Genomic DNA, 21,836 nt, shown 5'->3' on the forward strand with positions numbered 1-21,836 from the left:
AGATTTTTATATAAATGTGTCACTTGTGCTTGTCTTTTCGGAAAGGTGCCTATATAGAAAAATAAATATTTTTATATAGAAAGGTTATGAAATAACAGGCACATGTGACACACCTAAATTTCATTGATGAAGAATTGGAGGATTCAGTTATGTTAGCAAAAAAGAATAGAACGATTGATGAATATAAGAAAGCCGGAGCCAAGATGCGACTGTTTAAGAATGTCGGCGCAAAACTAGCAGTGGATATTTCAAAAGTGATATCTGCTTCTGATTATAAAATTTTAGAGAGTGCATTACATCGTATTGATGAAGTGTGCAGTCGTGCAGAAGACAATATGTTTTCTGACTTCCCAGGTTTAGGAAGCGAGTATGTAAATGTGTTCTACGGCAATGTTGGAGACAAACCTCGCAATCCATTGGATGAAGAAATCCTTCAGCTAGCAAAGAAAGCGAGTGATGAACTCTTTGAATAAGCGAGAGAGTTTTATTGAAAAGAAATTAATACAGGAAGTTAAAAAGCGTGGTGGCTTATGTGAGAAATGGATATCCGGAACTGCTGGATGGCCAGACCGCATCGTGATTCTGCCTGATGGAAAAATTGGATTTGTAGAAGTGAAAGCACCAGGAAAAGAGCCACGACCTCTGCAACTTCATAGACATAAACAATTACAAACTCTTGGATTTAAGGTTTATGTCTTAGATTCAGAAATACAGATTGGAGGTATCCTTGATGGAATACAAACCACATAATTATCAAAAATATGCGACTGAGTTTATTTTGACACATCCAGTTGCGGCAGTGATATTACAAATGGGACTTGGAAAAACAGTTTGTACATTAGATGCAATTAATCAGCTAATGTACGATAGCTTTGAAATTCGAAAGGTGCTTGTTATTGCGCCGCTTAGAGTAGCGAAGGTTACGTGGTCTGATGAGATTAAGAAGTGGGATAATCTTAGTCACTTAAGATACAGTATTGTAGTTGGAACAGAAAAAGAAAGAGTAGCAGCTTTAAACGCAGATGCAGATATTTATATTATCAATCGAGAAAATCTTCAGTGGTTGGTAGAAAAAAGCAAAGTACCATTTGAGTTTGACATGGTAGTTATTGATGAGCTTTCTTCTTTCAAGAATTGGAATTCAAAACGTTTTAAATCTTTTATGAAAGTAAGACCTCGCATCAAGAGAGTAGTTGGTCTAACAGGCACACCATCTCCCAACGGTCTGATGGATTTATTTGCACAGTTTAAGTGCTTAGATATGGGAGCAAGACTTGGTAGATTCATTACTCAGTACAGAAATAATTATTTTATACCTGATCGCATGAATGGACAGATTGTATATTCCTATCGTTTAAGACCAGGAGCTGATCAGCAAATCTATGATAAGATTTCCGATATTACGATTTCCATGAAAGCACTGGATCATTTAAAAATGCCAGAACTGATAAAAAATAAATATCCAGTCTACATGAATGAAAAGGAAACTGCTTTGTATGAAGGAATGAAAAAAGATTTGATTCTTTCTTACAAAGAGGATGAAGTAATTACCGCGGCAAATGCAGCATCGTTATCAGGAAAACTTTGCCAGATGGCAAATGGAGCTGTTTATTCAGAAGCAGGAGAATCTATACATATTCATGATAGAAAGCTAGAAGCACTAGAAGATATCATTGAGGCTGCACAAAGTCCAATTCTGTTATGTTATTGGTTTAAACATGATCTGGAGCGAATAGAAAAAAAGTTAAAAGAGCTTAAGGTCTCTTTTTCAAGAATTAAGACGGAAGAAAATATTCGTAAGTGGAATGAAGGAAAATATCAAGTAGGGCTAATTCATCCCGCATCAGCAGGTCATGGATTGAATTTACAGCAGGGTGGAAACACAATTGTCTGGTTTGGCCTTACCTGGTCTTTGGAGTTGTATCAGCAGACGAATGCGAGACTTTGGAGACAAGGACAAAGTGAAAAAACGGTGGTGGTACAACATATTGTAACAGCGGGTACTATCGATGAGGATATTTTAGAAGCATTATCCAATAAAGATGCCAGCCAAAAAGCTCTTATCAATGCAGTAAAGGCACACTTGTAAATCGAAGTAAATCAGAGTCAATCCGAGGGATGAAAATAATCGGAGGTAGAAACATGACCGCAAAAGAATATTTAAATCAGGCTTATCGTTTGGAGCAAAGAATCAAGCTTGCAAAGATGGAAATAGAAGAGCTGCAAGAATTATCTTGCTGCGTGTCTTCACCAGGATTTGAAGAACGTTATAATGCAACAAGAAATACAGATGCGCCATTTGTAAAAGCATTATATAAAATTATGGAAATGCAGGAGAAACTAAGCAACGAAATGAATCGATTACTCCAACTGAAAGATGAAATTAATCGTGTGATTATGGAGTTAAATGACCAGGATGAAAAGTTAGTACTTCGTTACCGTTATCTATATAATTACACGTGGTCTCGCATTGCAGATGAAATGCATGCAGATGAAAGAACTGTACGTAGATGGCATAATCGTGCATTGTCTCATATTTGTGTTCCAAATAACATAAATGCGCCGGAAATGTCCTAGATTGCCGGTTAGAGTTTATGTTATATTATAATCAGAAAAAAAGAATATAGATACAGCCACAAGGCCTCGTTGGGAAAATCCATCGGGGCTTTTCTTGTACCTGAACTTAGAAAGGAGGAACCGAAGTGCCAAGACTACCAAAGAAACCATGCAAATATCCGGGCTGTCCAAATCTAACAGAAGGTAGATATTGTAAGGAGCATGAAAAAGAAGCAAACCAAACTTACGAGAAGTATGGTAGAGACCAAACTGTACGCCGTAAGTATGGCAGAGCATGGAAAAGAATTCGTGACAAATATGTATCTGAGCATCCATTTTGTGAGAAGTGTTTAAAAAATGGTATCGTTGTGCCGGTTGATGAGGTACATCATATCAAACCACTTGCCGAAGGTGGAACACATGACAGAAGTAACTTGATTGGATTGTGTAAGTCGTGCCACGCAAAAATACATGCAGAGCGAGGAGATTATCAAGGAAGCAAGAAACATCGTGTTTATTCATACGAAAATGACTGTCACAAGTAGCACAAATCCCCAGGGGCGGCCAAAATCTTAAAAAATGTGCCTTGCCGGGGAACGGCGTGGGGTCTCGTGTGCAAAAAATGCAAAATCAAAAGGGTAATAAAGGAGGTCTAAAAAAACGTGCCAACAAAATCAAATAATATCGGCGGGCGTGGTGGCAAAAGACCTGGTGCAGGTCGTAAGAAAACTGCAGCCTCCGAGAAAGCAAAGGCTGGAAATCCAGGTGGAAGAAAAATAGGAGTTCTGGATATTCCAGAAGTAGAAGGTGTGGAAATGCCAAAGCCTCATGACTTCTTGTCAGCAGAGCAGCGTGATGGAAGTGAATTGCAGGCGCATGAAATATATACAGAAACATGGGAGTGGCTACAAAAAATCGGCTGTGCTGCTAAAGTATCACCGCAGCTATTAGAGAGATACGCAATGTGCTCAGCTAGATGGATTCAGTGTGAAGAGATGACCAATAAACTAGGATTTCTTTCCAAGCATCCGACAACACAAAAGCCAATACCATCACCGTTTATTAACATTGGTATTAACTATATGAACCAAGCTGTAAGGCTTTGGAATGAAATATTTCAAATCGTAAAGGAAAACTGCAGTACCGACTATTCGGATGCTGCTCCACAAAACGATTTGATGGAAAGACTCTTAAGAGCAAGGGAAGGAAGATAGAATGATTGAAAAAGTAAATCCAAAACATCCGGATAAAATCTGTGATCGCATCGCAGGTGCTATTGTTGATATGGCATATTTGACAGAGGAAAATCCAAAGGTTGCTGTAGAAGTTTTGCTAGGGCATGGCAAATGTCATGTGATTATCGAAACAACAGCAGACTTAAGTAAAAACAAAATTAAAAGCGCAATCAAGAGAATTGCCGGAAATGTAAAGTGTGATATTGTGATTGTGCCGCAAGATACACATCTTGCAAATAACCAGAAAGGTTGTATCAGATGTGGTGATAATGGAATCTTTAAAGGGATGCCAGTTACTGATGAACATAAAGCATTATCTAAGATTGCAAGAGACATTTATAAAGAACATCCATATGATGGAAAGTATATTTTAGATCAGGCAAGACTTATTATCTGTCAAAGCAATGTAAACACTACACTTTTAAAAAGTACATATCCTAATGCAGAAGTAAATCCACTTGGTGATTGGACTGGTGGCACAGATGTAGATACTGGAGCAACGAATAGAAAGCTTGGTTCTGATATGGCTGACTCTGTAACTGGTGGAGGACTTCATGGTAAGGACTTATCAAAAGCAGATGTAAGTGTAAATATTTATGCTTTTCTTAAAGCGCAGGAAACTGGAAAGCTAGTAGAACTTAGCTGTGCAATTGGTGATGAAGAAATTGATGGTAAACCTTACAGCGAGATTGTACAAATAGCAAAAGAATATATAGACTCTATCGGTGGATTTGAGAAATTCGCTGAGTGGGGTCTTTTTTAATTGGAGGAGATTATGGGAAAGACAATAACTGAGATGCAGCTAGTTGCTGTATCAAAATTAATACCATATGTAAATAATGCAAGGACCCATTCACCTGAACAGGTTATGAAGCTTCGTTCATCATTACGTGAATTTGGCTTTATCAATCCAGTTATTATCGACAGAGAGTTTAACGTTATTGCAGGTCATGGAAGAATCATGGCAGCAAAAGAAGAAGGAATCTTAGAAGTACCATGTGTGTTTGTGGACTATCTTACAGAGGCTCAAAAGAAAGCATATATCCTAGCAGACAATCGAATGGCAATGGACGCTGGATGGGATGAAGAACTTCTTCGTATCGAGATAGAATCTTTGCAGGGAGAAGATTTTGATATAGGTCTAACAGGGTTTGACGAAAGTGAGATCGCAGACTTATTTAGTTCTGATGATACATCTGGTGTAAAAGACGATGACTATGATTTATCATCAGCACTTGAAAAGGCTTCATTTGTAGAGCGTGGTGACATCTGGGTGGTTGGATGTCACCGTTTGATGTGTGGGGATGCAACAAGTGAAGATGATGTTGCTGCTCTAATGGATGGTAAGAAAGCGAACTTGGTTGTAACAGATCCACCATACAATGTAGCATTTGAAAGTTCCGATGGACTTTCTATTAAGAATGACAAAATGGCAGGAGAAAAGTTTTATGAATTCCTGCTTGCTGCATTTAAAAACATGGCGACTCATTTAGAAAAAGGAGGCTCTGCTTATGTGTTCCATGCAGATACAGAAGGATTGAACTTTAGAAAAGCTTTCATAGATGCGGGATTTCATTTATCTGGTTGTTGTATCTGGGTGAAAAATTCATTGGTTCTTGGAAGAAGCGATTATCAGTGGCAACATGAGCCAGTCCTTTATGGATTCCTTCAAAACGGAAAGCATTATTGGAGCAAAACTGCAGGAAGAAGCCAGACAACAATCTGGAATTTTGATAAACCAAAGAAAAATAAGAATCATCCTACCTCAAAACCACTAGATCTTTTGGCATACCCGATCGGAAACTCAAGTCAGGAAAATGCCATTGTACTTGATACTTTTGGAGGTAGCGGTTCTACACTTATGACTTGTGAGCAAACAAATCGTATTTGTTACACAATGGAGTTAGATGAAAAATACGCATCTGTTATTCTGCGTAGATATGTAGAAGATACGGGAAATGCGGATCGGGTGTATGTAATTCGAAATGGTGAAAAGCGTATGTATACGGACTTAGTAAAGGAGGTTGATCTTGGTGAGTAAAGCAGAAGAAAAATTACTAGAACATGGTTATGAAGGTGTAATGTTTTTAGAAGATTATTCTTATGATGACGCTTTAGTTGGTGTATCAGAAGATCAGCGTGCAGTATATGATTATGAAAAAATGGTTCAGTGGTTAATGAAAACTGAAGAGTTTTCTGAGGAAGAAGCGGTAGACTGGATTAGCTACAATACGCTACGTGCTATCTCCTATATGGCTGATGGTGCTCCAATTATTATGTATCCGCTTTAATGCAGGTAAAAAATCTTCACATTATGTCGCAATTAGTGCTTGATATATGTACCTTTTAGAGTGATATATGGTAGTACCAAAACAAAGGAGGTATATAGCATGATTTTACATTTCAATGTAATTGGAGAAACGAGAAAGAAAATGGTAAAAGCCATTGAAAAAGTAACAGGAATTAGGGCAGTATATTTGAAAGTTCCAAGCTGTGCATACCAGGTAGGAAGCTACAAGGTTGGTAAGAATGGAGAACTGGATTTTAAGGAGGAAGAATCTGCATCAAATATCATTGACGCTTGCATTTTGGCAACAGGCAAACGCCCTGAAGAGTGGGAGGATAATGCCACTGAGGAAGTAAAAGCACCACAGAATGAAAGTTTGGGGCTAACAGTGGTAATCCCGCTTGAACGGGTGCACATAGAAAACCTTACAGCAATTATTTCTTCAAAAGTAGATCTTATTAAAAAGGCGTTGGACATTAATAATCTTCCAATCATAGCTGATACAGAAAAGGTATCATTCCCTTGGTTTAAAGAAAACTTAGATGAAGAAAGCCTCCAGACATACACAAGGTTTATTGCAGCACTTTGCAAGATGAGCGTTACTCAGAAAAGAATTCAGGCAAAGAAGAAAGAAGTCGATAATGAAAAATATGCATTTCGTTGTTTTCTTTTAAGGCTTGGATTCATTGGACCAGAGTTTAAGGGAGATAGAAAACTACTTCTTAAAAATCTTGAAGGGTCTTCTGCCTTCAAAGATGCTCATAGATGCGGCAGAATTAGTGAAAAATAGTGTAGTTATTATCGAAAATTGACTTGATATTATGTGCTTTTAGAGTGATATATAGTACTACCAAAAGAGAGATACACAAAACGGAGGTACAGAAAATGAACGAAAAAATAGCACATCAGATTGAAGAAATGAAAAAGCAGACAATAGGCGTTGAAGTTGAAATGAACTGCATTACAAGAAATCAGGCAGCAAAGATTGCAGCAGACTTCTTTGGAACAGGAAATTATAAAAACACAGCATCAAGAAACGGCTACATGACTTGGTCAGCTTGGGACAGTCAAGGCAGAGAATGGAAATTTCAAAAGGATGTAAGCATTGCAGGAGACGATGCACATAAATGCGAATTGGTTAGTCCAATCCTTACTTACGAAGATATGGAAAGATTACAGGAATTAATCAGAAGGCTTAGAAAAGCCGGAGCAAAAAGTGATGCATCAAGAGGATGCGGAGTACATATTCATATCGGAGCAAACGGACATACACCACAGACCATGAGAAACCTTGCAAACATTATGGCAAGCCATGAAGAACTTTTAGCAGACGCTTTGGACTTGGATAGAGGAAGAATTAGAAGATATTGCAGAATGGTGAATCCTGAATTTTTACAGCAGCTGAATAAGAAAAAGCCAAAGACCATGAGCAGATTTGCAGACATTTGGTATAACGCACAGAATTGTGATTACGGAAGAGACCACCATTACAATGACAGCCGATACCATATGCTAAACTTCCACGCAACCTTTACAAAAGGAACTATTGAATTTCGACTCTTCCAGTTTGATGAACCTGCAAATGGAAAACTAAACGGACTTCATGCCGGACAGCTTAAAAGTTACATTCAGCTTTGTATGGCACTTAGCCAGATGGCAAAGGAGGTAAAAACGGCAAGTCCAAAACCACAGCAAACAGAAAATCCAAAGTACGCAATGAGAACTTGGCTACTTAGACTCGGGTTCATTGGAGACGAATTTAAAACTGCAAGAGAAATCTTGACTAAGAGACTTGCAGGAGATACAGCATTTCGAACTGCAAGGAGATAGCCTTCTGTCACCTTAACAGAAACAGCTGACCACTTCGGTGGTCTTAAGGTGGTAGAAGGGTATTCCCTTCGGAAAGGATGGAAAACCAAATGAATAAAAAGTATTACATTGCCTATGGCAGTAACTTGAATCTACCTCAAATGAGAATGAGATGTCCAAACGCAAGAATTATAGGAATATCATTTGTGTATGATTATCAGCTTTTGTTTAAAGGAAGTAAGACGGGTTCTTACCTAACCATTGAACCAAAGGAAGGCGAGAAAGTTCCTGTAGTCGTTTGGGAAGTATCAGAAAGTGATGAAAAATCACTTGATAGATATGAAGGATACCCAAACTTCTATTATAAGAAAAACATGATACTTGATGTCAAAGGAATCAGGACAGGAAAAATCAGAAAAAAAGAAGCATTCGTGTACATCATGCATGAAGAAAGAAAACTGGGAAGTCCAAGTAGCTATTATATTAGAACCTGCCTTGATGGATACCAGACATTTGGATTTGATGACAAGTACCTGTATGATGCACTAGCTATTAGTAGGAGGAATTTACATGAAGATTGAAGGAAAAAGAACAGCCATTTGCCCTAGATGTGGAAAGAAATATACAGGAAGGCCAGCACTTTCTAGGACAGATAATAAAACGTATATTTGTCCTGATTGTGGAACGAGAGAAGCACTTGAAAGTATCGGTGTTGATGAAAAAGAGCAGGAAGAAATACTTGCCACAATTCATAGTCATACAGAACATAAAAGGATATAAATTTACTATTGATAACCTTATAAATATGCGTTATGGTGTCTTGTAGGAGGTTGATGTGGTGGATCTAAATAAAGAAATTAGCAAAAATTTAAATGCATTTATGAAACATCAAAATATAGATGTTGCAGAATTTGCAGAAAAGTGCAGTCTATCTAAAGAAAGATTGGAAAGCATATTACATGAAGAAAGCATGCTTGAACTAGATGAACTTGCTACTATATCACGAGCATATAATGTTTCAAGTGAATATTTTTTAGGGTTGATAAAATACCCATTTCCAATTGCGAAATCAGAAGAGGAAGCAATGCTCTATAAAAAACTATCCGAGCTAAGCGAAGATGAGTTATTGGAATTTATTGATAGGATTCAAAGAAAAGAAAAATAGTACAATATTTTAAAGGACTCCGATGGGGTCCTTTTTTCGTGGAGGTAAGTCATTTGAGAAAACTAAAGAAATATACACCGACAAAGCTCATGGCAAAGTCCTCGCATTATGATAAGCAGATGGCAGACTTTGCAGTCAGTTTTATTGAGGAACTGTGTCATACAAAAGGAACATGGGCGGGTAAGAAATTTGAGCTTATCGATTGGCAGGAGCAGATCATCAGAGATCTGTTTGGTGTTTTAAAACCAAATGGATATAGACAGTTTAATACTGCATATATCGAAATTCCTAAGAAACAAGGAAAGAGTGAACTTGCAGCTGCCGTAGCGCTCCTACTTTTATGTGGAGACGGAGAAGAAAGAGCAGAAGTTTACGGATGTGCAGCAGATAGAAACCAGGCAAAAATCGTATTTGATGTTGCTGTTGATATGATTCGTTTCTGCCCGGCGCTTATGAAACGAGTAAAGATACTGGAATCACAGAAAAAGATTATATATAAACCAACAAATAGCTTTTATCAAGTGCTATCCGCTGATGTAGCAAACAAACATGGCTTTAATACGCATGGGGTTATCTTTGATGAACTTCATACCCAGCCAAACAGAAAACTCTATGATGTTATGACACAAGGGTCTGGTGATGCACGTATGCAGCCACTGTATTTTCTTATTACAACAGCCGGTAATGATACGAACTCCATCTGCTATGAGATACACCAGAAGGCTTTGGATATTCAAGCAGGAAGAAAGATTGATCCTACCTTTTATTCTGTAATCTATGGTGCAGATGAATCGGAAGATTGGACAGACCCAAAAGTGTGGGCAAAAGCCAATCCGTCCCTTGGGATTACTGTTGGAATTGATAAGGTTCAAGCAGCATGTGAATCTGCAAAGCAAAACCCTGGGGAAGAGAACTCTTTTAGGCAACTTAGGTTAAATCAGTGGGTAAAGCAGTCTGTCAGATGGATGCCTATGGATAAATGGGATGCATGCAATTTCCCTATAAATGAAGATGACCTAGAAGGTCGTGTATGTTATGGGGGCCTTGACCTTTCTAGCACAACGGATATGACAGCTTTTGTTTTAGTCTTTCCACCAACGGATGAAGATGATAAATACATTGTTCTTCCGTATTTTTGGGTGCCGGAAGATACGCTTGATTTAAGAGTTAGACGTGATCATGTGCCTTACGACCTATGGGAAAGAAAAGGATATCTTCAAACAACAGAAGGAAATGTGGTGCATTACGGATACATTGAAACTTTTATCGAAAGTCTTGGTGAGCGTTTTAATATCAGAGAAATTGCATTTGATAGATGGGGAGCAGTGCAGATGGTCCAAAACCTGGAAGGCATGGGATTTACAGTCATTCCATTTGGACAAGGATTTAAGGATATGAGTCCACCGACAAAAGAACTGATGAAATTAGTGCTTGAGAAAAAGATTGCGCATGGTGGGCATCCTGTTCTTAGATGGAATATGGATAATATTTTCATACGAACTGACCCTGCAGGAAACATCAAAGCAGATAAGGAAAAATCTACAGAAAAAATTGATGGTGCAATTGCAACCATTATGGCGCTAGATAGGGCCATTCGTTGTGGAAATGAAGTGACGGAATCCGTTTATGATACAAGAGGACTTTTAGTATTTTAGAAAGGCAAGGTGATTATATTGGGAGTTTTAAAAGGTTTATTTCGAATGAGAGATGCCCCACAAAATAGAACAAGTGGAAGCTCCTACAGCTTTTTCATGGGAAACAGTACAAGTGGTAAACGTGTAAATGAGCGTTCTTCCATGCAAATGACAGCTGTATATAGCTGCGTTCGTATTTTATCTGAAGCAGTAGCAAGCCTTCCGTTACATTTTTATGAATATGTAGAAAACGGAAGCAAGATAAAGGCAATAGACCATCCGCTATATAGACTTCTTCATGATGAGCCAAATCCTGAAATGACCAGCTTTGTCTTCAGGGAAACACTTATGACGCATCTTCTGCTTTGGGGAAATGCTTATGCACAGGTGATTCGAAATGGAAAAGGAGAAGTAGTAGCACTTTATCCACTTATGCCAGATCGAATGAAGGTGGATCGAGATGAACATGGAAGATTGTATTATGAGTATCAAGTAAGCAAGGACGATCCACCAACGAATAAAGGTTCATCAGTAAAACTTACTCCCGATGAGGTAATGCATATTCCAGGTTTAGGATTTGATGGACTTGTAGGTTATTCACCTATTGCTATGGCCAAGAATGCGATAGGTCTTGCAATCGCAGCTGAAGAGTATGGAAGTAAATTTTATGCAAATGGTGCTGCACCAAGTGGTGTATTAGAGCATCCTGGAACTCTAAAGGATCCATCAAAGGTAAGAGATAGTTGGTCACAGACCTTTGGAGGAAGTGCAAATTCACATAAAGTGGCAGTGCTAGAAGAAGGAATGAAATACACTCCGATTTCTATTTCTCCAAATGAAGCTCAGTTTTTAGAAACAAGAAAATTTCAGATTGATGAGATCGCTCGAATTTTCAGAGTTCCGCCTCATATGGTAGGTGACCTTGAGAAGTCGAGCTTTTCTAATATTGAGCAGCAGTCCTTAGAGTTTGTGAAATATACACTTGATCCTTGGGTTTCAAGATGGGAGCAGAATATGATGCGTTCGCTTCTTTCTGAGGAGGAGAAAAAGAAATACTTTATTAAGTTTAATGTAGATGGACTACTACGAGGAGATTACCAAAGTCGTATGAATGGATATGCTACAGCAAGACAAAACGGCTGGATGTCTGCTAATGACATTAGGGAGCTTGAAAACCTAGATAGGATTCCAGCTGAACTTGGTGGAGATTTATATCTAATCAATGGTAATATGACAAAGCTTGAAGATGCGGGAATCTTTGCAGCTAGTTCAAATACATCAAAGGGAGAGGAGGAAGATGATGAAGAACAAGAAGTTCTGGAACTGGAAGAATCACAAAACAGTAAATCAAGAAATCGAAGAAGTAACAGAACGAATTCTTGAGTTATACGGAACCATTGCGGAAGATAGTTGGTTTGATGATGATATCACACCGCAGCTTTTTAAAGATGAATTAAATGCCGGAAGTGGCAATATCACTGTATGGATTAATTCACCTGGTGGTGACTGTATTGCAGCAGCGCAAATCTATAACATGCTTACCGAATATAAAGGAAACGTGACAGTAAAGATTGATGGCATTGCAGCTTCTGCGGCATCAGTTATTGCAATGGCAGGAGATAGGATTTTAATGTCACCTGTATCCATGCTGATGATTCATAATCCAGCAACCTATGCTTTTGGAGATCATGTGGAACTTCAAAAAGTAATGGATATGCTTATGGAAGTAAAAGAATCTATCATCAATGCATATGTAATAAAGACGGGTTTATCGAGAGCAAAGTTATCGCATTTGATGGATTCAGAAACATGGATGGATGCAAATAAAGCAGTGGAACTTGGATTTGCAGATGATGTGATTCAAAAAACAGAAAATATAGAAGACGAGAAAAGCACCGATAAGAAGGATATTCTTTCTGATTCGATGCTTTTTTCACGCAAGGCAGTAAATAATGCGCTTTTTAATAAGCTGGAAAAGCATTATGAAAAGCCAAAGGTAACAGCAACAAAACAGGTGGAAATCAAAGAGCCTGTTAATGAAGGCACTCCAGCAAAAGCAATCATGGAGCGCCTTGAAGTCATAAAGAGATTAGTTTAGGAGGATACGAATATGACTATGAAAGAATTAATTGAAAAAAGAGCGAAGTTGTGGGATACAGCAAAAAGCTTTGTAGAAACACACCAGGATGAAAATGGAGTGCTTTCTAAGGAAGATACAGAAACCTATAACAAAATGGAAAAAGAAATTGAAGATTTGACGAATGTAATCGACCGTCAGCATAGAGCAGAAAGAAGAGAGGCAGAGCTTTCTAAACCTGTAAATTCTCCAATTGTTGTAAAACCATCAAATGGTGATATGGAAGATGGAAAAGAAAAGACAGGTACTGCATCAAATGAGTATAAGAATGCGATGCTTTCTGCTATGCGTTCTAACTTCCGTAATGTAAGTAACATCCTGCAGGAAAAGGTAGATGCCGATGGTGGTTATTTAGTACCGGATGAATATGACAGCAGATTAATTGATGTGTTAGAAGAAGAAAATATTATGCGTTCTCTTGCCACAACTATTACAACTGCTGGTCAGCATAAGATTAATATCGCAGCTACAAAACCTGCGGCAGCATGGATTGAAGAAGGTGCTGCATTAACTTTTGGTGATGCAAAGTTCAGTCAGATTTACCTTGATGCATATAAGCTTCATGTTGCAATTAAAGTAACGGAAGAACTTTTATATGATAATGCATTCGGACTTGAAAACTACATCATCACACAGTTTGGTAAGGCACTTGCTAATGCAGAAGAAGATGCTTTTCTAAATGGTGATGGTAAAAGTAAACCTACAGGTATCTTTGCTGCAACTGGTGGCGGTGAAGTAGCAAACACACTAACGGCTGCAATTAAGTCTGATGATATGATCGACCTTGTATATGGATTGAAAAGACCATATCGTAAAAAGGCATCTTTCATCATGAATGACGCTACACTTGCAACTCTTAGAAAACTGAAAGACAACAATGGTGCATATATCTGGCAGCCTTCCTATAAAGAAGGAGAACCAGATAGAGTACTTGGTTATCCGGTACATACTTCTGCCTTTGCACCTAAGAATGCGATTGCTTTCGGTGACTACAGTTATTACAACATCGGTGATCGTGGTTCTCGTTCCTTTGCAGATCTTCGTGAACTTTTTGCAGGAAATGGAATGGTTGGATTTGTTGCAAAGGAAAGAGTCGATGGAAAGCTGATTCTTCCAGAGGCTGTTAAGATTTTAAAACTTAAAGCAGAATAAGATTTAATTCAAGATGGTGGTGGGCTATGAGTTTGTAGCCTGTCACCATTTGCATTTGGGGTGATATGACAATGATTTTAAGTCTTGATGAAATGAAAGGATACCTTCGTGTTGACTTTAATGATGATGACCAGCTGATTAAGCATCTTATAGCAGCATCTGAAAATCTATGTGCAGATATTGCAAGACTTTCTGTGTCTGAACTTAGCATGATGCCGACATCAAAAATTGCAGTGATGTATGCCGTAGCGTACCTATATGAACATAGAGAAGATGCAGACCATCATCAGCTTTCTATTTCTCTTCGTTCCCTTTTAGAAGGTGTAAGAAGGAGCGTGTTCTGATGGAGGTTTCGCTATTAAATGTAAAAATTCAGATTCAGCAAAATGAAATTGTAGTAGATGAGATTGGAAATCATAAAAATACATGGAAAGAATATTATTCCTGCTTTGCTACAGTAAGTGGTGAAGGTGGTTCTGAAAAGAGTGTAGCGGGTCTTATCGTGGAAGATTCCGATATTTCTTTTACGATTCGCTATTGCAAAGCAGTAGAAAAGCTCGATACAACAAAGCATAGAATTTTATTTATGGGAGAACTGTATAACATCGTAGCTATCGATCACATGAACTTTAAGAAAAAGTGTATCAAATTAAAAGGTGAAAAGGTAAGGAATTAGATATGGCAAATGTAAAAATTGATAAGCTTGCTGATGAAATCACAAAAGGTTTGAAAGAGTATGCAGACTTGGCTACAGATGATATGAAAAAGGCAGTTCGTAAATCTGGAAATTCTGTAAGAAAAGAAATATCTCAATCTGCACCAAAAGATACCGGTGCTTATGCAAAAAGCTGGTCAGTCAAAAAGACAAAAGAAACATCAAACTCGTTAGAAGTAACGGTTCATTCAAAAAATAGATATCAGCTTGCACATCTACTAGAGCATGGTCATGCAAAACGTGGTGGTGGCCGTGTTGCTGCTAGACCACATATTGCCAAAGCGGAAGAAAATGCAATCGATACACTTGAACAAGAAATCTTAAAGGCTCTGGGAGGTATGTGATGTTAAAAATCGTAAATATAATAAAGGAAATAGGACTTCCTTTTGCTTATGATCATTTTGCAGAAGGAGAAAGTCCTAACCCACCATTTATCTGTTATCTTACTCCAGGCAGTGATAACTTTGCTGCAGATGGAAAGGTATATCACAAGATAAATATCATTCATTTGGAACTGTATACCGATTGTAAGGACTTATCGGTAGAACAGAAAGTGGAGGCTGTGCTTGATAAGCATGGCATTTTTTATGACAAGCTGGAAACTTGGATTGAAAGTGAAAAACTGTATGAAGTCCTATATTCATTTGAAATGGAGGTATAACAAAATGGCAAATAAAATTAAGTACAATCTTAAGAATGTACACGCTGCAAAACTGACGAAAGGTCCTGATGGTGCATACAAATATGAAGTGCCAAAGGCCATTCCAGGAGCAGTAAGTATCAGCCTTGATGCGGAAGGTGATTCTAGTCCGTTCTATGCTGATGGGATTGTGTATTTTCGTTCAACATCTAATAACGGATATTCAGGTGATCTTGAAATTGCTTTAATTCCAGAATGGTTTAGGACAGATATTTTAAAAGAAGAACTTGATAAGAATGGTGTTCTTGTAGAAAATGCTGCAATTGCAGAAACAGAGAAATTTGCACTTTTATTTGAATTTGATGGAGATGCCAATGCAATCCGTCATGTTTTATATAACTGCAGTGCATCTCGTCCTTCTATTGAATCAGAAACAAAGGAAGATACGATTGAACCAGGAACAGAGAAGCTTTCTCTTACTGCAGACCCTAGAGAAGATGGTCTTGTAAAAAGTAGAACTGGAGATACAACAACGGAAACTACTTATAAAGACTGGTATAAAAATGTTTATGTACCTACCCCTAAAGAAGTATTGGCCTAAGGAGGAACATCTATGTTAAAGAAAGTAATCAATGTTGGTGGTAAAGAGGTAGCATTTCGCTCCTCTGCCACTGTACCAAGACTATATCGAGCAAAGTTTAAGCGTGATATTTTTAAAGACTTAGCAAAACTTGAAAGTTCATATAAAGGAAACAAAGAAGATGGTGATGGATTTGCTATTGATGACTTAGAGATTTTTGAAAATGTGGCATACATTATGGCCTATCATGCAGACCATACGATTCCAGATAATATTGATGACTGGCTTGATCAGTTTGAGATGTTCTCGATTTATGAAGTGCTACCAGAAATTCTTGCTCTTTGGGGAACAAATCTTATAACAGATATTGAATCTAAAAAAAACTTAAACGAAGTAGCCGCGAAATGACAACGCCGCTTTTCCTTCTTCGATGTTTAGAAATCGGCCTTTCGATTAAAGACTTAGATGATCTTACCATCGGAATGGTGATGGATATCTGGACTGAAAAAGGAAATGACAGCGTGACTTATGATAATCTTGCAACGCAGGAGGATTTTGATAAATTTTAAAAAATGAGGACTTTTACTTTTATGGTAGAGGTCCTTTTTTGTTGAAGGAGGTATCAGCCAATGGCAAATCGAATTAAAGGTATAACCGTTGAAATTGGCGGAGATACCACGAAACTACAAACAGCCTTAAAAGGCGTTAATGGTCAAATTAAAAATACGCAATCTGCATTAAAGGATGTAGAAAGACTTTTAAAACTAGATCCATCCAATACAACTCTGCTTGCTCAAAAGCAGAAACTATTAACACAGGCAATTGGTGAAACAAAAGAAAAGCTGGAAACATTAAAGCTTGCGGCACAGCAAGCAAATGAACAATTGCAAAATGGAGAAATTTCTAAAGAGCAGTATGATGCCCTTCAAAGAGAAATCATAGAAACGGAAGAACAATTAAAGAAGTTAGAGTCACAGGCATCTAAAGTAAATCAGGTACTAGGAAAAGCATCAGAGGTTGGTTCTAAGTTTGAAAGCGCAGGAAATAAAATCACAGATGTTGGGAAAAAGACATCTGTAGCATCTGCAGCTGTAACGGCTATGGGAGGAGTAGCTGTAAAAACAGCAGCTGATTTTGAAAGTTCCATGAGTCAGGTACAGGCTACAATGGGAATCACTTCTGATTCTATGTCCAATCTAAATGGTAAATCTGTTAATACAATGGATGCATTATCGGATTTGGCTAAAGAGATGGGATCAAAAACTGCCTTTTCTGCAAGTGAGTGTGCTGAAGCTTTAAATTACCTAGCACTTGCAGGATATAACACGCAGGAAATGGCAGATACACTTCCTACAGTTTTAAACCTAGCTGCAGCTGGTAACATTGATCTTGCATCGGCATCGGATATGGTTACCGATGCAATGTCTGCTCTAGGAATGGAAACAGCCGATGCAGATAAGATGGTAGACCAGATGGCAAAGACTGCTTCTACTACAAATACATCTGTTGGACAGCTTGGTGAAGGTATTTTAACTATTGGTGCAACTGCTAAAACCGTCAAAGGTGGAACTGCCGAATTAAATACAGCACTTGGTATCTTAGCAAACAATGGTATCAAAGGTGCTGAAGGCGGTACCCATTTACGAAACGTCATTCTTTCTTTGCAGAGCCCTACGGATGTGGCGGCAAAGTCACTAAAGAAACTAGGTGTATCTGTATTTGACTCGGAAGGAAATATGCGAAGCCTTAATGATATACTGGGTGACTTAAATAAAAGTATGGATGGGATGACATCTGAAGAAAAATCAAATATTATCAGTAAGATTTTTAATAAGACAGATTTATCTTCTGTAAATGCTCTGCTTGCCAATACCGGTGAAACATGGGACGGACTTCAAAGTGCCATTGAAAGCAGCGGTGGTGCAGCACAAAAGATGGCAGATACACAGCTTGATAATCTAAATGGTCAGCTTACGATTTTAAAATCAGCGGTAGAAGGTTTTGCCATTTCTATAGGTGAAGCCCTTATGCCAATGATTAAAAATATTGTGGCTAAACTACAGTCTTTTGTAGACTGGCTAAATAATCTTGATGAAGGAACAAGACAAGTTATTGTCAAGGTAGGATTATTTGTAGCTGCTTTAGGACCCTTGCTTGTCATACTTGGAACTGTTATATCTAAAGTAGGAATTGCAATTCAGTCTTTCTCTAAGCTAGGACTTAAAATATCCGCAGCAATCACAAAGGCAGGAGGTATGTCTGCGGTCTTTTCTAAAATGGGTGCTGCTATTATGGGAATCAATCCAATTGTAATAGCTGTTGTTGCTGCAATTGGTGTACTTGTTGGTGCATTTACTCATCTTTGGAAAACAAATGAAGAGTTTAAGAATAATGTGATTGCTATTTGGAATCGAGTGAAAGCTGTATTTGATGGCTTTGCACAAGGAATTGTAGAAAGGTTAAACGCACTAGGTTTCAATTTCAGTAGTATTACAGAAGTAATAAAAACAGTGTGGAATGGATTTTGTAATTTTCTAGCGCCTGTGTTTGAAGGCGTATTTACGCAAATTGTCAATGTTTTAGAAGGAGCACTTAGTGCTATTACTGGATTTCTTGATATCTTTATCGGTATTTTTACAGGAAACTGGTCGCAAGTCTGGGAAGGTGTCAAAGGCACTTTCACTTCTGTATGGGAGTTTATAAAGAATACTTTTACAACGTGCATTATGGCTATCCAGAATATTGCTAATGTAGTTCTTGGATGGTTTGGTACAAGCTGGACAGAAGTTTGGACTTCTATTAAAGATTTCTTTGTAAATATGTGGACCGGTATTTCTACATTCTTTACCGGTATTTGGGAAGGTATAAAAAATGTGGTAACGACAGCAGTGATGTTTATTGCATCCTTCCTTAGTACAGCCTTTGATCTTATTACTTTGCCATTTCAGTTTATCTGGGAAAACTGCAAAGAAATTATTATCTCTGTATGGGATTCTATTAAGAGTAAGGTTACTACTGTAATTAATGCAGTATCCTCTGTCATTTCAACAGTACTAAATAGTATAAAAACGGTATTTTCTACAATTTGGAACAGTATCAAAACGACAGTAACAACAGTTGTTAATTCCATAAAGACTGTAATTACAACAGTATTTAATGCCATAAAAAATACAACTGTGGCAGTATGGAATGCCATCAAAACAGCAGTTACGGTTCCAGTTAGTGCGATTAAATCTACAGTTTCTACAGTATTTAATTCTGTAAAAAGTACTGTATCATCCATATTTAATAGCATAAAAAGTACGGCAACTTCTGTATGGAATGGAATTAAAAACGCCATCGTCACACCAATTGAAGCTGCTAAAAATAAGGTAAAGGCTGTTGTTGATGCGATCAAGGGATTTTTCTCTGGTATGAAACTGTCTCTTCCTCATATTAAACTACCGCATTTTAGAGTTTCAGGAAAACTATCAATTATGCCACCATCTGTACCAAAACTATCTATCGACTGGTACAAGGAAGGTGGTATCATGACAAGACCGACAGCTTTTGGTATGAATGGAAGTTCTTTGATGGCTGGTGGAGAAGCAGGTGCAGAAGCAATCTTACCTCTTTCTTCTTTTTATAAACAGCTTGAAGCAATGCTTGATAGCAAATTAAATATGAGAAGTATGGAAAAATACTTGTCGATTATTGCAGATAACAGCAGTAAAGGAATCTATCTTGAAGATGGTACGCTTGTAGGACATTTGCTTCCTGCAATTGATGAAGGACTAGGAAATAAACAGAAATTAACAAGGAGGCTTGCGTTATGATACCTGATATTTTCATCAATGATATATCCATGTTAAAGATGGGATGGATTCGAGAAAATATTGATTTTCCAACACCAAAATCCCAATCGGAAACCGTCATTATACCGGGGCGCAATTCTCCGATTCGTTTTACGGAGGCTCTTGGTTTAGTATCCTATGAGCCCAGAACCTTTACGATTCTTCTTTCCATGCTTGGTACAAGAGCAAAATATAATGAACTTGTAAAAGAATGTAGTAATCAGTTTAGTGGAAGGCTTGCAAAAGTGATTTGCTCTGAAGAGCCTTCCCTTTACTGTGTTGGAACATTAGAGTTAAAGCCATCCTATGATCCCCTTACTGGACGAGGAGAACTTGTAATTGAATGCGTGGATGCGGATTCCTATAGGTATCATGTAGATGTGACAGAAGTGATGATATCAGGAAATGGTACCATTACCCTTTTAAATGATTATATGCCTGTAGTACCTACAGTTGTTACAACCGCAGAAACTCTGCTTTCTTGGAAGGTTGGTACAGATTCTTTTAAGAAAACACTCAGTAGCGGTACATGGGAAATTCCAGAACTGCAACTATCGCATGGTGAAAACAGCATAAGTATTACCAGTACAGGTACGACTATCTTCAAGTACAGGGAGGGTTGTCTATGAGCCTTTTTAGAGTTTATGTGGATGGAGCACTATTTTATCATCCCAACCTTTCAAAACTTGTAATCACAGAAGCAAAAATCAGTGAAGATGCTGTAAACATAGATAGTTTAAATTTATCAGCGCCCTTCTCTCACCCGTACATTGATTCGATTAAACCAATGGCATCTGTGATTGTATGTAAAAAAGGAGAAGAAGTAGTCTTTGAAGGTAGAGCTTTAGATGATGGAAGTGACTTTTATAACACCCACTCTTGGACATGTGAGTCAGCTCTTGCCTATTTAAAGGATACTGTGCAACCACCATTTTCATATAAAGGTCCGCTGAAAGGATTGCTAGAACAGTTTATTTCTGTTCATAACTCTAAGGTGGAAAAGCAGAAACAATTCAAACTTGGAAATATTACGGTTACAGACAACAATGACTATATTTCTTACAGTAGTTCAGAATATACAAAAACCATAGATGCTATAAAAAATAAGCTCATCAATACACATGGCGGCTACCTACAAGTACGCTATGAAAAAGATGAAAAGTATCTTGATTATCTTGAAGATTTTAAACTAAGGTCACTTCAAAAGGTGGAGTTTGGAAAGAATATCACAGATGTTAAAATCACCAAAGATCATACGGAGCGAGTAACGGCACTTATCCCATTAGGAGCAAGGAAAACAATTCAAGATGAAGACGGAAATGAAGTTCAGTCGGAAGAACGAGTGGATATTTCCTCTGTAAATAATGGACTTAATTATGTTCATGATGAGAAGGAAGTTAAAAATATCGGTTGGATCTGGACAACAGAAGTATGGGATGATGTAACAATACCAGGAAATCTACTTAAAAAAGCAAAAAGTAGACTTGGCGACTTAGTCAAAGGTGTTACTAGTATTCAGCTTACGATTGTTGATGAATCCGATACTGGTGCTGATATTGGTGATATTCATGCCAGAATGTATGTAGAATGTATCTCAAATCCACATGGTATCAATGGCACATACCTTTGTGTGAGTAGAACAAGGGATTATCTCAATCCGGCCGGTAATACCATCACCATTGGTGCGAGTGGCGTTTCTCTATCACAAGCGACCGTTAATCAAGATAAAAATATATCAGCTCTAGAAGACGATATTCTAGGTCAGACAAATAAGATAGATTCTATTACTGGAGAACTAAATACCATCAACTCACAGAAAATGTATAGAACAGAACTTGTGGTTGATGGAGTTAGTATTTTCAGAAACAAAGGTCAGAGAAGTATTATGCAATGTAAGGTCTATTCTTGGGATAAGGATATTACCAATACACTTTCTGCAGATAGCTTTCTATGGCATCGCAAGTCCTCTGATGAGGAGGCTGATAAATTGTGGGATAGTTCTCACAAAGGAATGAAACAAATAACGATCACAACAGCGGACGTATATGACAATGCGTCCTTTTATTGTGAAGTAAATTTATAGGAGGAATTTT

27 protein-coding genes are annotated in these 21,836 nt (G+C 37.9%); all 27 read left to right on the forward strand.

The window, feature by feature from the left end; translation table 11 throughout:
- Positions 1-149: 149 nt before the first annotated feature.
- On the forward strand, positions 150-473 hold the full coding sequence (locus ACK2WO_RS07370) for a hypothetical protein (protein ID WP_414697259.1): 324 nt from the start codon (positions 150-152) through the stop codon (positions 471-473).
- Positions 466-750 (forward strand): VRR-NUC domain-containing protein, encoded by a 285-nt coding sequence (locus tag ACK2WO_RS07375; protein ID WP_414697260.1) that lies wholly within the window; start codon positions 466-468, stop codon positions 748-750. Before ACK2WO_RS07370 ends, ACK2WO_RS07375 begins: the two co-directional genes overlap by 8 nt.
- A complete protein-coding gene (locus ACK2WO_RS07380) occupies positions 731-2,089 on the forward strand; it encodes an SNF2-related protein (RefSeq protein ID WP_414697261.1) in 1,359 nt (452 codons plus the stop codon). The genes ACK2WO_RS07375 and ACK2WO_RS07380 overlap by 20 nt, the downstream gene beginning before the upstream one ends.
- 53 nt (positions 2,090-2,142) lie before the next feature.
- On the forward strand, positions 2,143-2,577 hold the full coding sequence (locus tag ACK2WO_RS07385) for a sigma factor-like helix-turn-helix DNA-binding protein (protein ID WP_414697262.1): 435 nt from the start codon (positions 2,143-2,145) through the stop codon (positions 2,575-2,577).
- A 125-nt stretch (positions 2,578-2,702) separates the two neighbouring features.
- The gene (locus ACK2WO_RS07390; RefSeq protein ID WP_414697263.1) at positions 2,703-3,101 is read left to right on the forward strand and encodes an HNH endonuclease; all 399 of its coding nucleotides are present in this window, start codon (positions 2,703-2,705) and stop codon (positions 3,099-3,101) included.
- 117 nt (positions 3,102-3,218) lie between these two features.
- Positions 3,219-3,770: a terminase gene (locus tag ACK2WO_RS07395; RefSeq protein ID WP_414697264.1), complete on the forward strand. Its 552-nt coding sequence runs from the start codon at positions 3,219-3,221 to the stop codon at positions 3,768-3,770.
- A 1-nt stretch (position 3,771) separates the two neighbouring features.
- Positions 3,772-4,554, forward strand: coding sequence for an S-adenosylmethionine synthetase N-terminal domain-containing protein (locus ACK2WO_RS07400; protein ID WP_414697265.1), 783 nt, complete (start codon positions 3,772-3,774; stop codon positions 4,552-4,554).
- A gap of 12 nt (positions 4,555-4,566) precedes the next feature.
- Positions 4,567-5,832, forward strand: coding sequence for a site-specific DNA-methyltransferase (locus ACK2WO_RS07405; protein WP_414697266.1), 1,266 nt, complete (start codon positions 4,567-4,569; stop codon positions 5,830-5,832).
- The gene (locus ACK2WO_RS07410) at positions 5,825-6,082 is read left to right on the forward strand and encodes a hypothetical protein (protein WP_414698742.1); all 258 of its coding nucleotides are present in this window, start codon (positions 5,825-5,827) and stop codon (positions 6,080-6,082) included. Before ACK2WO_RS07405 ends, ACK2WO_RS07410 begins: the two co-directional genes overlap by 8 nt.
- Positions 6,083-6,181: 99 nt before the next feature.
- Positions 6,182-6,868, forward strand: coding sequence for a virulence protein (locus ACK2WO_RS07415; protein WP_414697267.1), 687 nt, complete (start codon positions 6,182-6,184; stop codon positions 6,866-6,868).
- Positions 6,869-6,963: 95 nt separating this feature from the next.
- Positions 6,964-7,908 carry an amidoligase family protein gene (locus ACK2WO_RS07420; RefSeq protein WP_414697268.1) on the forward strand — a complete coding sequence of 315 codons (945 nt, stop codon included), beginning with the start codon at positions 6,964-6,966 and terminating at the stop codon, positions 7,906-7,908.
- 89 nt (positions 7,909-7,997) lie between these two features.
- Positions 7,998-8,468: a gamma-glutamylcyclotransferase family protein gene (locus ACK2WO_RS07425; RefSeq protein WP_414697269.1), complete on the forward strand. Its 471-nt coding sequence runs from the start codon at positions 7,998-8,000 to the stop codon at positions 8,466-8,468.
- Positions 8,458-8,667, forward strand: a complete 210-nt coding sequence (locus tag ACK2WO_RS07430; protein WP_414697270.1) for a hypothetical protein — start codon at positions 8,458-8,460, stop codon at positions 8,665-8,667. Before ACK2WO_RS07425 ends, ACK2WO_RS07430 begins: the two co-directional genes overlap by 11 nt.
- A 58-nt stretch (positions 8,668-8,725) precedes the next feature.
- Positions 8,726-9,052 carry a helix-turn-helix domain-containing protein gene (locus ACK2WO_RS07435; protein WP_414697271.1) on the forward strand — a complete coding sequence of 109 codons (327 nt, stop codon included), beginning with the start codon at positions 8,726-8,728 and terminating at the stop codon, positions 9,050-9,052.
- Between the two features lie 53 nt (positions 9,053-9,105).
- Complete coding sequence (locus ACK2WO_RS07440) at positions 9,106-10,707, forward strand: terminase large subunit (RefSeq protein ID WP_414697272.1); 1,602 nt, start codon at positions 9,106-9,108, stop codon at positions 10,705-10,707.
- 18 nt (positions 10,708-10,725) lie between these two features.
- A complete protein-coding gene (locus ACK2WO_RS07445) occupies positions 10,726-12,069 on the forward strand; it encodes a phage portal protein (protein ID WP_414697273.1) in 1,344 nt (447 codons plus the stop codon).
- Positions 11,984-12,784, forward strand: a complete 801-nt coding sequence (locus ACK2WO_RS07450) for a head maturation protease, ClpP-related (RefSeq protein ID WP_414697274.1) — start codon at positions 11,984-11,986, stop codon at positions 12,782-12,784. Before ACK2WO_RS07445 ends, ACK2WO_RS07450 begins: the two co-directional genes overlap by 86 nt.
- A 12-nt stretch (positions 12,785-12,796) precedes the next feature.
- Entirely contained in the window at positions 12,797-13,975 is a 1,179-nt protein-coding gene (locus ACK2WO_RS07455) for a phage major capsid protein (protein WP_414697275.1), read from the forward strand.
- A 71-nt stretch (positions 13,976-14,046) separates the two neighbouring features.
- Positions 14,047-14,319, forward strand: a complete 273-nt coding sequence (locus ACK2WO_RS07460; protein WP_414697276.1) for a head-tail connector protein — start codon at positions 14,047-14,049, stop codon at positions 14,317-14,319.
- Positions 14,319-14,651 carry a phage head closure protein gene (locus ACK2WO_RS07465; RefSeq protein WP_414697277.1) on the forward strand — a complete coding sequence of 111 codons (333 nt, stop codon included), beginning with the start codon at positions 14,319-14,321 and terminating at the stop codon, positions 14,649-14,651. The genes ACK2WO_RS07460 and ACK2WO_RS07465 overlap by 1 nt, the downstream gene beginning before the upstream one ends.
- A 2-nt stretch (positions 14,652-14,653) precedes the next feature.
- Positions 14,654-15,034 carry an HK97 gp10 family phage protein gene (locus ACK2WO_RS07470; RefSeq protein ID WP_414697278.1) on the forward strand — a complete coding sequence of 127 codons (381 nt, stop codon included), beginning with the start codon at positions 14,654-14,656 and terminating at the stop codon, positions 15,032-15,034.
- Positions 15,034-15,351, forward strand: a complete 318-nt coding sequence (locus ACK2WO_RS07475) for a hypothetical protein (protein WP_414697279.1) — start codon at positions 15,034-15,036, stop codon at positions 15,349-15,351. Before ACK2WO_RS07470 ends, ACK2WO_RS07475 begins: the two co-directional genes overlap by 1 nt.
- 4 nt (positions 15,352-15,355) lie before the next feature.
- Entirely contained in the window at positions 15,356-15,931 is a 576-nt protein-coding gene (locus tag ACK2WO_RS07480; protein WP_101695406.1) for a major tail protein, read from the forward strand.
- Between the two features lie 12 nt (positions 15,932-15,943).
- Positions 15,944-16,318, forward strand: a complete 375-nt coding sequence (locus ACK2WO_RS07485; RefSeq protein WP_414697280.1) for a hypothetical protein — start codon at positions 15,944-15,946, stop codon at positions 16,316-16,318.
- A 221-nt stretch (positions 16,319-16,539) separates the two neighbouring features.
- Positions 16,540-19,725: a phage tail tape measure protein gene (locus tag ACK2WO_RS07490; protein WP_414697281.1), complete on the forward strand. Its 3,186-nt coding sequence runs from the start codon at positions 16,540-16,542 to the stop codon at positions 19,723-19,725.
- Positions 19,722-20,372: a hypothetical protein gene (locus ACK2WO_RS07495; protein WP_414697282.1), complete on the forward strand. Its 651-nt coding sequence runs from the start codon at positions 19,722-19,724 to the stop codon at positions 20,370-20,372. The genes ACK2WO_RS07490 and ACK2WO_RS07495 overlap by 4 nt, the downstream gene beginning before the upstream one ends.
- A complete protein-coding gene (locus ACK2WO_RS07500) occupies positions 20,369-21,826 on the forward strand; it encodes a phage tail spike protein (RefSeq protein ID WP_414697283.1) in 1,458 nt (485 codons plus the stop codon). Before ACK2WO_RS07495 ends, ACK2WO_RS07500 begins: the two co-directional genes overlap by 4 nt.
- Positions 21,827-21,836 lie beyond the last annotated feature (10 nt).

Source organism: Peptacetobacter sp. AB845 (assembly GCF_047528295.1).
GTDB lineage: Bacteria > Bacillota > Clostridia > Peptostreptococcales > Peptostreptococcaceae > Peptacetobacter.